The 12,255-nt window shown below is 45.3% G+C and carries 10 protein-coding genes and 1 tRNA gene; 4 read left to right on the top strand and 7 right to left on the bottom strand.

The window, feature by feature from the left end:
• Positions 1 to 8 precede the first annotated feature (8 nt).
• The 3 genes from clpP to MKX30_RS08320 all read right to left on the bottom strand — a co-directional run bounded on the left by clpP (position 9) and on the right by MKX30_RS08320 (position 3,375).
• On the bottom strand, positions 9 to 599 hold the full coding sequence (clpP, locus tag MKX30_RS08310) for an ATP-dependent Clp endopeptidase proteolytic subunit ClpP (protein ID WP_016324659.1): 591 nt from the start codon (positions 597 to 599) through the stop codon (positions 9 to 11).
• 410 nt (positions 600 to 1,009) lie between these two features.
• The gene (gene tig, locus MKX30_RS08315) at positions 1,010 to 2,323 is read right to left on the bottom strand and encodes a trigger factor (RefSeq protein WP_341062712.1); all 1,314 of its coding nucleotides are present in this window, start codon (positions 2,321 to 2,323) and stop codon (positions 1,010 to 1,012) included.
• A gap of 143 nt (positions 2,324 to 2,466) precedes the next feature.
• Entirely contained in the window at positions 2,467 to 3,375 is a 909-nt protein-coding gene (locus MKX30_RS08320) for a hypothetical protein (protein WP_023989974.1), read from the bottom strand.
• 257 nt (positions 3,376 to 3,632) lie between these two features.
• Between MKX30_RS08320 and MKX30_RS08325 the strand changes: the two genes are divergently transcribed.
• The 4 genes from MKX30_RS08325 to MKX30_RS08340 all read left to right on the top strand — a co-directional run bounded on the left by MKX30_RS08325 (position 3,633) and on the right by MKX30_RS08340 (position 5,799).
• Positions 3,633 to 3,706, top strand: a tRNA-Arg gene (locus MKX30_RS08325).
• Between the two features lie 312 nt (positions 3,707 to 4,018).
• A complete protein-coding gene (locus tag MKX30_RS08330; protein WP_341062713.1) occupies positions 4,019 to 4,651 on the top strand; it encodes a hypothetical protein in 633 nt (210 codons plus the stop codon).
• 10 nt (positions 4,652 to 4,661) lie between these two features.
• Complete coding sequence (locus tag MKX30_RS08335; protein ID WP_076295615.1) at positions 4,662 to 5,018, top strand: hypothetical protein; 357 nt, start codon at positions 4,662 to 4,664, stop codon at positions 5,016 to 5,018.
• A gap of 16 nt (positions 5,019 to 5,034) precedes the next feature.
• Positions 5,035 to 5,799: an exodeoxyribonuclease III gene (locus tag MKX30_RS08340; RefSeq protein ID WP_075154650.1), complete on the top strand. Its 765-nt coding sequence runs from the start codon at positions 5,035 to 5,037 to the stop codon at positions 5,797 to 5,799.
• 87 nt (positions 5,800 to 5,886) lie between these two features.
• Here MKX30_RS08340 and MKX30_RS08345 read toward each other — a convergent pair whose 3' ends face one another.
• From MKX30_RS08345 to MKX30_RS08360, 4 genes are read right to left on the bottom strand one after another with little or no spacing between them, the layout of a single operon-like run.
• Positions 5,887 to 9,120: a cellobiose phosphorylase gene (locus tag MKX30_RS08345; RefSeq protein ID WP_341062714.1), complete on the bottom strand. Its 3,234-nt coding sequence runs from the start codon at positions 9,118 to 9,120 to the stop codon at positions 5,887 to 5,889.
• Positions 9,121 to 9,138: 18 nt separating this feature from the next.
• The gene (locus MKX30_RS08350; protein WP_341062715.1) at positions 9,139 to 10,485 is read right to left on the bottom strand and encodes a GH1 family beta-glucosidase; all 1,347 of its coding nucleotides are present in this window, start codon (positions 10,483 to 10,485) and stop codon (positions 9,139 to 9,141) included.
• A 23-nt stretch (positions 10,486 to 10,508) separates the two neighbouring features.
• Entirely contained in the window at positions 10,509 to 11,327 is an 819-nt protein-coding gene (locus MKX30_RS08355; RefSeq protein ID WP_341062716.1) for a carbohydrate ABC transporter permease, read from the bottom strand.
• Entirely contained in the window at positions 11,327 to 12,220 is an 894-nt protein-coding gene (locus tag MKX30_RS08360; RefSeq protein ID WP_034095085.1) for a carbohydrate ABC transporter permease, read from the bottom strand. The genes MKX30_RS08355 and MKX30_RS08360 overlap by 1 nt, the downstream gene beginning before the upstream one ends.
• Positions 12,221 to 12,255: the final 35 nt, after the last annotated feature.

Raw genomic sequence — 12,255 nt, forward strand, 5'->3', positions numbered from 1 at the left:
CCACCCCTTTACAGATTAATCGGTTTAGACAGCACCTGGTCAATGATACCGTATGCTTTTGCCTCTTCCGCTTCCATGAAGAAATCCCGGTCAGTATCACGTTCGATTTTTTCGAGGGGCTGACCCGTACGCTCTACATAGATTTGATTCAGCTTAGCACGTGTTTTGATAATCCAGTCCGCATGAATCAGCATATCGGAGGCTTGCCCCTGAATGCCACCGAGCGGCTGATGGATCATGACTTCACTGTTGGTAAGTGCGTATCTCTTGCCTGGTGCACCCGCTGTTAGCAGCAACGAACCCATACTTGCAGCCATGCCTACACAGATCGTCGATACGTCCGGCTTAATGAATTGCATTGTATCATATATACCCATGCCCGCAGTTACAGAACCGCCTGGCGAGTTAATGTACAAATTAATATCCTTCTCTGGATCTTCCGCAGAAAGGAACAATAGCTGTGCAATGACGAGATTGGCGACATCGTCATCAATCGGGCCACTTAGGAAAATAATACGATCCTTAAGCAACCGCGAGTAAATATCGTAAGATCGTTCTCCTCGATTCGTTTGTTCCACAACCATAGGGACGAGACTCATCACGACCAACCTCTTTTCTTTATTAAAATGAACACCTGTATTCATCCGCTTCCTTATGTCCCATTAAAACGGAAGCAGCAAGCATGAAACGTGAACACCTTACAAAATATTTTAACATGTTCAGAGTCTCGTGTCATATTTGCATGCGCTCATATATGCAGTGCGGGCTGTTTAAAGTACACTCTGCCGAGACCTTCTCATATTTAACCATGTTTCGTATGTATGTGCAAATATACGGTAGTGACTTATGTAAAACAAGAAAACACGACTCACAGCACTTTCCATAAACGACTAAAATTTGGGTTACCAAAGGTAAAAATAAGGCACGTAACTTTCACTACGTGCCTTATCCCTATCTAATTGCTACGTTGCAGCTTGTTACAGCATACTCCGTATATTTATCGTCTGAATTATTCAGCAACTTCAACTGGCGCTTCTACTTCTTTGCTGTTTTCCACCAACAAAGCAATTGTTTTGCGCAGTGAAATTTCTTCTTTCAGGTTAGCGAACGAGCCGTTACCTTCCAGAATGCTGCGGATTTCCTCAACTGAACGTTTGTAAGCTTCAGCCATGTTTTTCAGTTCTTCATCAATTTCCGCTTCGGAAACTTCGATGTTTTCTGCTTTAGCCACTTGCTCCAGCACGAGGTTGTTACGTACGCGCTTCTCAGCATCAGCTTTCATTTGCTCTTCCAGGTCTTCCTTGCTTTGACCAGAGAATCCGAGGAACATTTCAAGGTTCATACCTTGGCTACGCAAACGGTTGTCGAAATCGCGAACCATGTTTTGCACTTCGCTCTTCACCATTGCTTCAGGAATGTCGATTGTTGCATTCTCAGCAACTTTCTCCACTACAGCACCCTCACGGGCTGCTTTAGCTTCGTTTTCCTTACGATCCAACAATTGCTTTTTCAAGTCTTCCTTGAATTCAGCCAGTGTGTCAAATTCGCTTACATCTTTAGCAAATTCATCGTCCAGTTCAGGAAGAACTTTGCGTTTCAGTTCGTGAACTTTCACTTTGAATACCGCTTGTTTGCCAGCGAGGTCAGCAGAATGGTAGTTCTCAGGGAACGTTACTTCAACGTCCTTGGAATCGCCAGTGTGCAAACCAACCACTTGCTCTTCAAAACCAGGGATAAATGTGTTAGAGCCCAGTTCCAAAGAATACTTCTCAGCTTGTCCGCCTTCGAACGGCACACCGTCCACGGAACCGTCGAAGTCAATAATAGCTGTATCACCGGATTGAGCAGCATCTTCATCAACGACAACCAATTCAGCATGACGTTGTTGCAGGCGCTCCAGTTCTTGAGCCAATTCTTCGTCGCTTACTTCGAGTTTGCTTACAGGCACTTCTACGCCTTTGTAATCGCCCAAAGTCACTTCAGGTTTAACAGTAACTTTCGCTTTGAACTTGAAAGATTCGCCTTTAGCAAATTGATCAATTTCAACGTCAGGGCTGTCAACCGGGAAGATGTCCGTTTGCTCTACAGCTTGGCTGTAAGCTTCTGGCAACAGGATGTCAATTGCATCCTGGTACAGACTTTCAATACCATAGCGTTTTTCAAAGATAGGACGTGGTACTTTACCTTTACGGAATCCTGGTACACTTACTTGTTTTGCCACTTTATTAAAAGCTTTGTCGAGTGCAGCGGCTACACGATCCGCGTCAACCTCAACTTCAAGAACCCCAAGGTTCTTCTCTATTTTCTCCCAAGTTGCTTTCATTTTATGCTTTCCCCTCCAACAAAATCTTCACTTAGTTTTCATTACAATCAACGCACACAAAATAACCACTATAGTATATCTAACATTACTGTCTTTTTCAAGAGCAGCCCTTTGAATGCTTCACAGGTAAACGTTTCCGGTCATTAAGGAGTGTTCATTCCCGCCGCTACGAATAGTCGCATCGAGCGATACGCCTGCTCAAAACGGAAACGCAACGCATCTGTAATGCCATATATAGCACGGGTTTCTTCCTCATTATTATTTCCGTTCAAACTTTCCGAAACTGTCTGGTGGAGTGCTGCAGCCCAAATATCCGGCATTCCGTCCTCTTCCACCAACATTGATCTATAATCTTTCGTACCGTATACTGCCATCACAAACTGTGACCACAGCTCCTGTGCAAAATAGAATAGTGTAGGCTCGTGCACCTCAGTCTGATCGGCCACCCGTTCCAAAATACGCATAATCGACTCTGGAAAATCACCTGGCTGTAACGGAACCGTTTCAATGTCGATTTCCGCTTGTTCATCACCCCGTCTGATTTCTATCGTCCCTTCCGTTCCGCGTCGTCGCATTGTCTGTAGAACACGGAATTGAAGTAAAGGATGGATTTCCCGTTCCGTAATCCAGCGAAGCAAGGCATCGTCGATTTCTGGGAGTTCCAGATAGGACAACTGCTCCAATGCTAAAATCGTCTGTTCGGATAAGGGTTCATCCATAGCCATCCGCAACAGCTTGTTGCCGTAGCCTGCATCCTGCTCCTGCTTAAAGCGTGCATGACGGCGAGCTAACTCTACTTCACTGACTTCTTCTTCCACAGCGTCCGTTACCGCCCCACTGTCAGCGTACTGTGGAAATGCAGCTTCCAGCCATTGTAATAGAGCGTTCCATTCATCGTACTGCTTCTGCTCCTGTCCCTGACACTGCATTAAAAAACGCAGCATCGCCATCGCCTCTCCGTAACGTTCGTTTTCAAGCATCACAGTAAGTTGAATTTGATAATAGTCCAGTGTCTTCGGAAACAATACAATATTATTTTCTTTTGTCGTCACCTTGGAGTCCTTTATTCAAGGCACCCCCTCTCCTTCGCAAGCTCAAGTATTTGTAGATTATATGAGAAACAGTAGCCGAAGTCCAACCACTCGTCTTACACATATTCACCTGTATTCTAACATACCCTTTTATAAGGCAAAAAAAACTACGTCTACTCAGAATTTATGCTGTATAAAGCTTAAATAAGCGATATATGCAAAATAAGACTTGAATTTCTTTTATCCATATGATATATTAATATTCGCTTGAATTTTATGTCCCAGTAGCTCAGCTGGATAGAGCAACGGCCTTCTAAGCCGTCGGTCGGGGGTTCGAATCCCTCCTGGGACGTCATAACAAGAAGCTTCCATAATGGAGGCTTTTTTTTGTTCTCATGAGATAAACCACGGGGGAACGTCGGGCCATCGGCATCGTTAGCCTATACTTCGCAGTCGACCATAGGAGAGTTCTCTCCTGATATATTACACAAAAAAAAGCTTCCGCAAGGGAGCTTTTTTTCATTATAAATAATGTAGAAAGAGTAGTCTGCCCAACGCTACTTTAGGCGCTAGTTTCAAGTCTCTACTCTTTCAAAAAAACGCAGAAATTGCTATCATCTATCATGTTGCACCATTTTTAAGTAAAGGAGGTAGACTGACTCCCTTGACTACGAATAACCTCCAAAAGTCGCGGGAAATTCATCGTTTTCTTGCCACTTTGCTTTCTATATTAGGTACTGGATTGGGTATGTTTTATCTCGCCATTCCTTCCTATATGATTGGAGGAGCGGCTCTTATCATCACACAGGTAATTCTGATCTATTTTACAATGTTTTCACTCGGATACCTGCTTATTATCTCGGGACCGTTGGCCATTTTTTTTCACATTTTAGGCATTGTTTTTACAGTACGATCTTTTCAAATTCCACACCATGCGGAGAGAGCACCGACAGGTGTATCCTTGCCATCCAAATGGCGCGCTTTACTCAGTCTCGCTTTGGGAGCTACACTTCTACTTCTTGCAGTCACAATGAAATACGTAGATATTATCGAGCCTTTTACACAAACAGGTGAAAATAAACGCAACGGAGCCGCAGAATCAGAGCAATATCTGGAGCAGAAATACGGAGAGGACTTTCAAATTCAAAATATTAGCTATCATAGTATTCCCTTCACTGAATATACCATGGAGGCGATCTCTAATCGTCATCCTTCCGTCCTCTTTAACATGACCAAGCGTCCTTATGATGATGTCCCATTTAGAGAAAATTATCTTAACGCCCTTTGGGAGAGGTAACACGGATAAAATGATCAAAGAATACGACGATTTTAAACTGAATCCCAAAGCGTTCGGCGATCAGTATATTCGTATAATTGTATTCGAGGATCTAACTGACTCAGGATTGCCCTTGGAAAAAGAACGAGTATTACAAACCGCGAAAGTTCTCGAGACAGTGTTGGCCGGAAATAAAGCCTCATTAGATATCGAATACTTCCCTTCGACTATGAATACCAAACGAAACCTTAAGGCAATAGAAATAAACGATTATATGTTTGGTCAGGACCATTTTGATGAAAAGACCTATGAAGTCCAGATAGAAGACATTTATAAACTTATGTCAACAAAGGATATACAAATCACATCGCTTGACCGCGTGAATTAGCAAGGAGATTAATCAAATGAAATTAATATCTTGGAATGTAAATGGCTTAAGAGCCTGTGTGACCAAAGGGTTTTATACTTATCTAAAAGAAACAAATGCCGATATTTTTTGCGTACAGGAAACGAAGCTTCAAGAAGGTCAAATCCTCATGGAGAACATGGAGGAATATACACAATACTGGAATTATGCTGAGAAAAAAGGATATTCCGGCACGGCTATTTTCACCAAAATCAAGCCGCTCTCTGTGCATTATGGACTTGAAGAAAATGAAGAACCGGAGGGCCGAACCATTACTCTGGAATTCGAAAAATTTTATCTCGTCAATGTGTACACACCAAATACCAAACGGGACTTATCCCGACTGCCCTACAGACTGGAATGGGAAGACCGTTTTCGCAGCTACCTGCAACAACTGGATGCTTTGAAGCCTGTCATCGTTTGTGGAGACTTGAACGTAGCTCATCAGGAGATCGACCTCAAAAATGCCAAAGCTAACTACGGAAATGCCGGATTTACGCCTGAGGAACGGGAACGCATGTCACAGCTACTAGACGCCGGATTTATAGATACCTTTAGATACTTTTATCCTGACCGGACGGATGTTTATTCCTGGTGGTCCTACATGCCAAAGGTGAGAGAAAGGAATATCGGCTGGCGGATTGATTACTTCCTCGTCTCGGAGAGACTTCGTCCGCTATTGATGGATGCGAGCATTGATTGTCATATTACAGGCAGTGACCACTGCCCTGTGATATTGGAATTGCAAGATATTTCAGCATAGGCCCCCCCTGCCTGGCACAAGGATTTATGAAGTCTTAAAAAGCCGTCATGCTCTGTTATTACAGCATGACGGCTTTAATTAATGGAGCTATTTCCCCAAATATACCTCGATACGGGAAATCAACCGCTCTCTCACATCTTGCGCCTCTTTTTGATCTAATACAGCCTGGCTTATCGTCTTCTTTTCGCCACTGGCGTAATGCAGTACATACTGGGTCACTATGCATTCCGGTGCATAAGTATCCTTGCGATCCTTATTTAAATAAGTCACCTGGCAGCTTCCGAGAAAACAGAAAGATAGCTCACCTGTAGCTGTGAACAGCCAGCCTGGCAGCTTGGGCTCCAGTCTCAAGGATAGGCCCCTATGATCATAGCCAAACGGTTGCCCGCCGGTCATCATCCATATCCACATATGAATAAATTCTGCCGTAGATCCGCTCAGCCTCGCAATATATCCCGTTCCATGCAAACTTGCATCAGGATTAGCAATACTAGCAATAAAGGAGCTGTTCTCCAGCGTGCTTCTTCCGTAGACCTCTGGGTCCATAAAAGGCGGTAACGCTTTTTTAATGTCTGAAAAAAATTCAGTGTATAGACCCGCCCTTAAGCATTCAAGTAAATATTTATATTCCATATGCATAAATATAGATTCATTTTCCAGCCAACCCGGTGTAAAAGCTCTGGAACGACCGAGTTCGAATGGCTGCCCCGCCAGACTTTCATTCACCTTATACATGCCCAGCTTCCCGTCGTAAAGTCCACTCTGCCTGATTTGCCGATACAGCTTCTGCCCATTTACAATGTCACCAACCACTTTCATAGCCCGGGTCGGTCCCTCCAGAAAATATGGTGTATCCTTACGTTCGAAGGAATGTATGTTTACGAGCTTGTCTTCGCAGTCATCCTCCTGTACCTCGAATTCTCTGGCTTCATAATAAAAGAAGGTTGGGTATATCCCCTCACCGATAAGCAGAGCCTTATCCATCCCCTGTTGGAGCTTACGTTCAGCCTGGCGCAAAAACACCAGCACATCATCAAACGCTAGTGGTGTTTCTACCCCTTCAAATCCAAAACGAACTGTTTCTCGATACGCTTCTCTAGCATCCGAAATTCGTGACCAGAAGCTGTAATCCTTGCTTTCATTCCTGTAATCAGCCTCATCAGAAGCGTGGTAGTATTCCTCCATTGTGAGCCTCAGCTGTTGGATTAACTTAGCAACTTCTCGCGGCAACCGTAGCACAGAATCGCCCGAAAGCTTCACCTGTGCATTTATTAAAAATCTTACGAGTCGCTGTAATTCACACAGTTCACTGAATCCAGAAGCAAACAGCCCCGGAAGTCCGTTCATGGAATCATTCCATCCCGGCTTGCCCGCCTCCATCTCAATTCCCAAGCCCTCCGGGTCCAGCGTGGACAGCTTGATGGCTGCCAATGACAGCAGCTTTTCATATAAATTGGACTTATAAATCTCTCCGCTTCCATGTTCGGTTCGAACCCAATGAACATCGCGATCCCGGGCGTGCAGCTGAGCTTCTTTCTCCTTGCTCTCTACGACCGCCCCGTACTGACGGATACGTCCGTCCTTCATCTGCACGTATTTGTTTCGACGTGGCTGTACCCATGCAGGACTGTCGTAATACATGTACTCTCGGGTCGCGAGCAAGAGTTCCTCTTGTTTGTCTGGATAGATACTTAGATAACTTTCGATGAGATCCATGTTATAAGTCCAATGGTCGATCCAGAAACCTTCACCAAAATCAGCCTCATAGCATTGTTCGGAATGCTTGAGAGCTTCGGTTACAAACGTCTCAACCGTTTGCTTTAGCGCGATGTTGTCATGAATGATATGTTGAATCAGCTCACCCGGGGTGAACGACGATTGGAAAAAAGCACGCAAAGACGAATGATCTGCCACCTCCACCTGTCCTAGCAACGGTTCCAGCTCTCGTATTTGAAAGCTACACCCCTTTACAACAAGCGGATTATAGCCGTCTGGCTGAATCAGGCTCATAAACAAACGGATATTGAAATCTCCTACGCCGGGGTTAAACCACACATCATTTCTCCGGTTCTGGTTTGCATCGCGAAAATTACCATTTCCTTGAGAATAATATCCCGCCTGGAGCTTAAAGAAATTATAGTCCCGTTCCAGATCCCCATGCTTGCGCGAAAATACATGATATACAAATGGTTGCTCGGTGCCGTTATCCAGCAGCAATGGATAACCACCGCGTAACAGGTTATCCAGATAGTTCTGACGGCAGTATTCGTCAAATAACGGAATGGATGTCCGCGTTGCCATTTCATCCGTCAACTCTTCGATCAACGCTTTGGCTTCCTCCGCCTTCCGCTCAATATAAGACATGGTTGCAATTTCCGTAATCCGTTCATTAATAGAGTGAATATCATTCACATGCCCGATGATCGTACAGTGATTGACGGCAGTACCTGCCGCTAGTCGTGCTGTGTAGCCGCTAAACCCACAAGGCACTTTATTCGTCGTCACAGGCTGCTGTGAAACCAAGTCTTCGACGCGTGAATGGATAAAGCGATCCGGGAAGGTCAGTGCCGTATTTTCACCAAATATTACGGACGGATCGACAATTGGACTCAATAGCCTGGTCTTGCCCTCCTCCTCCACAAAGCTGTACATAAAATGTCCCGCTTCAATTTGATGAATCTCACTTGTATCCGCTGTACTTCCACGTACCTTATAGTAAGGAATGCTGTTGTTGAGATTATACACATCCATCCAGCTTTTCAGTGTATGTCCAAGCTCCTTGTATGCCCCATTATCAATACCGAAGGGCAACACGGCAGGCATGCCGTCCAGCACCTCCAGTTCAAGCTCTTGAGCGGAATGATTGACAATCTCCACCTTGCGCACCAAAGCAGCGTAACTTTCATGAGGAAGCGTGAAATATTGCACACGTACCTCAAGACCTGCGTCTGGATTGGAGCTATGTATTTCCAGCATGTGGCGGGATATCAGCATTTTTTGCTGTTCACGCTTCATAGGATGCACAGCCGAAAATGGCTCCACATAGTTCCACTCCCCCTGCATCTTCACCTTTAAAAACGTTCGAAAGCCATGTATCGGCACGAGACTATAGCTGCGGTTGGCCGGGAAAAACTCCATGATTGCTCCATTCTTATCCTCCACACCAAAGCTCGCAATTCCTTGTCCACGATTAACATAATATGCCCACAGAGGAATCCCATGAACCCCAGCAATACCGGGTAGAAAACTGGAAAAGGGCTTGACCTGCGCATAATTCTCAATCACAAAACGTCCTTGATCGTCAAAATAATACTGCTGCATCGTATCCCCCTTTTCTATTTAAAACCCGTTATTCGCCATCACTTGTTTGAACCACAGCGCACTTTGTTTGGGAGTCCGTTCCTGTGTGTCGTAATTGATGTGTATAATACCGAAACGTTTGCTGTATCCCCAGGCCCATTCAAAGTTATCGAGGAACGACCAGACAAAATAGCCCTTAAGCTGACCTCCCTCCCCAATAAAGCGATGGCATGCCTTTAAATGTTCCTCAATGTAATGCTGACGCTCAATGTCCTCAATCTTTCCATTCACCAGTTCGTCCTTCATCGCTGCTCCGTTTTCCGTAATCAGGATAGGTAATCCCTTGGTAAAATCCTTCTCAATCCGCGTTAGCAGCTTATAAAAGGATTCAGGGTGAATCTCCCATCCCATATCCGTTACCGGTTCCTCTATGGAAACCTGCTCGACCTGAAGCAACGAAGCGTCTGTAATCGCTCGAATGATGCTGCGGGCGTAGTAGTTGATGCCCAAAAAATCCCCTGGCTGCTGAATCAGCTCCATATCACCAGGCTGTACAAAATCCAATCCGTTCAAGCGCGCCCCGTACCATTCCACCATATCCTCAGGGTATTTCCCGTTAAACAATGGTTCGGCAAACCAACGATTAATAAAGCCATCCCGCCGGACAGCAGCGGCTACATCTTCGGGGTGTGCAGAGGCTGCATCGACATGCTCCATGTTCAGCGTAATACCGATGTTGCCCGTCAGGCCCTTTTCCTTGTGTAAATTCATGGCTATCCCGTGACACATCAGAATATGGTGAGCGGCAGTAAAGGCTTCCCTCCAGTTCTCATGGCCGGGGGCATGCTCGCCTGTGCCATAGCCCAAAATAGAGGCGCAATAGGGCTCATTTATCGTATTCCACCAGCTTATACGCTGTCCAAATCGATCCATGATTACAGAGGCATACGTTTTAAAATGTTGGATAATCTCTCGCTGCGTCCAACCGCCCTCGTCCTCAATCCACTGCGGTAAATCCCAATGATACAGCGTCAGCATTGGAATTAGCCCGGCCGACTCAATCTCATCCAGCAGACGCTCATAGAAAAGTAGCCCCTGTTCGTTAACCACGCCGGGTGCGGGAATAATGCGCGGCCAGGCCACGGAAAAACGGTAATGTAAAAAGCCAAGTTGCTTCATTAATTGCACGTCTTCCTTAAAGCGGTGAAAATGGTCACAAGCCACATCTCCGCAGTCCCCTCCTATCACCTTCCCGGGTGCTCGACAGAAAGTATCCCAAATAGAAGGCGTTCTCCCTTCCTCATCCACGCCACCTTCAATTTGATAAGAAGAGGTCGAAGTTCCCCACATAAACGTGGTGGGGAATGTATAGGTATTCTCACTCATACTCGGTATCATCCTTTCAGGAATCAAGACTTCACAGCTCCGGCCATTGCACCGCCGACAATAAAGCGTTGGAGGAAAATATACAAAATAACGAGCGGTAGTGTAACAATCAGAATGCCGCAAGCGAGCAGCGGCCAGTTGTTCATGTATTGTCCGTAGAAGGAGAACAATCCCTTGGTCACTGGCTGATAAGCAGGATCAGACAAATAAATAGTAGGACCTATAATGTCGTTCCACGCCCCAATAGCTGTCAAAATAATGCCTGTCGCCAACACCGGCTTCATCAGCGGGACAAGAATTGTAAACAAATATCGTGAATATCCGCACCCGTCCATTGCAGCCGCTTCATCCAGCTCTCGGGAGACAGACTTGGTATATCCCACAAACATCAGGAAAGCGATGCCAGTACCTGTTGTTTTCAGCAAAATGAAACCAAGCTGGGTATTGTAAAGTCCCAGGCTATTAATGAGAGCAAATTGCGGAATCAGCGGATTCGGGAGATACATGGATATCAGAAAAAACACATAAAAGAAGGTGCTGAACTTAACATATCCCCGCGCCAGTGGAAAAGCTGCAAACACGGATATAATCAGCGTTAATAACGTAGATACGCCTGTATACAAAATGCTGTTCCACATGTATTGAGAGAAGTTTCCTTTTTCCCAAGCATCCATGAAATTCTCCAAGCGTATACTCTTGGCTAGAGCTACAGGGTCCATCAGATACTCACTTTGAGTCTTCATCGATACATTAAAAAGGTAGAAAAGAGGGAACACATACAACGAAAGCATGAGCAGTACGATAATGTAGCTCAGTATTTTGGCTCCTTTGGTACTGCTCATTACATTTCCACCTCTCTTCTACGTAAGTAATACAGGGCAATCATCGATACCGTAAACACGAACACGAACTGGATCATAGCAACTGCGGAAGCAAGGCCGTAATCTGATGTCCCAGAGCCAAAGGCTGTGGCATATACATCAAACGCAAGTGTCGTCGTGTTGAATTTACCACCTGTCAGCACATAAATAATGTCAAAGGTCTGCAATGCGCCGATAATGGACAGCAGCATATTGACGGTAAAGGACGGTGCAATCATCGGAAAGGTAATATTTTTGAACGCTTTCCATCCAGAGGCACCGTCCATATACCCTGCTTCATATAAGTCACTGGGGATAGATTGGAGTCCGGCTAAGAAAATAGTCATCGAGTAACCCATGTACATCCAAATTTGCACAAAAATAATCAACTCAAATGCAATATCGTAATCCCCGAAGAAGTTGGAGCTGGTTCCAAAAAAGTTCATCAAGGCTTGCGCAGGGCCCCCAAGCGGATTGGCAAGCAGCTGCCAGATCAGGCCGGATACCGTTACCCCGAGCACAACGGGTAGGAAAAATACAGAGCGATATAACACATCCCCTTTGAGCTTCTTATTAATAAGGATGGCCATGAACAGCCCCACTGCATTTTGAATCACAACCACCGCTACGGCAAAGTATAGGGAACGGCCAATGGAAGCGATGCGATCTCCAGAATCGGAGGAGGTGAAAAAGGTCGTGTAATTCTCGAATCCGATAAAATGCCACGTCTGCCCCGGAACCCCGGTAGCATCTGTAAAGGAAAAAAGCACGGTTACCATAGAGGGTCCAAAACCAAGAAGCAAATAGAGCAGCACCGGAATACTCAGCAAAAGATAGGGCATTATCCGGGCCGCACCCTTTCCGAAGGGATACATGGGTCTCACACCTTTTTACATTATTATGGGAGCTT

Origin of the sequence: Paenibacillus sp. FSL P2-0173, assembly GCF_038008045.1 — a bacterium.
Lineage (GTDB): Bacteria > Bacillota > Bacilli > Paenibacillales > Paenibacillaceae > Paenibacillus > Paenibacillus polymyxa_B.

What these genes read in the sequence shown, in the direction of transcription:
- clpP (WP_016324659.1), bottom strand. Translation starts at nt 599, where the DNA reads ATGAGTCTCGTCCCTATGGTTGTGGAACAAACGAATCGAGGAGAACGA.
- tig (WP_341062712.1), bottom strand. Translation starts at nt 2,323, where the DNA reads ATGAAAGCAACTTGGGAGAAAATAGAGAAGAACCTTGGGGTTCTTGAA.
- MKX30_RS08335 (WP_076295615.1), top strand. Translation starts at nt 4,662, where the DNA reads ATGATCAAAGAATACGACGATTTTAAACTGAATCCCAAAGCGTTCGGC.
- MKX30_RS08340 (WP_075154650.1), top strand. Translation starts at nt 5,035, where the DNA reads ATGAAATTAATATCTTGGAATGTAAATGGCTTAAGAGCCTGTGTGACC.
- MKX30_RS08345 (WP_341062714.1), bottom strand. Translation starts at nt 9,120, where the DNA reads ATGCAGCAGTATTATTTTGACGATCAAGGACGTTTTGTGATTGAGAAT.
- MKX30_RS08350 (WP_341062715.1), bottom strand. Translation starts at nt 10,485, where the DNA reads ATGAGTGAGAATACCTATACATTCCCCACCACGTTTATGTGGGGAACT.
- MKX30_RS08355 (WP_341062716.1), bottom strand. Translation starts at nt 11,327, where the DNA reads ATGAGCAGTACCAAAGGAGCCAAAATACTGAGCTACATTATCGTACTG.
- MKX30_RS08360 (WP_034095085.1), bottom strand. Translation starts at nt 12,220, where the DNA reads ATGTATCCCTTCGGAAAGGGTGCGGCCCGGATAATGCCCTATCTTTTG.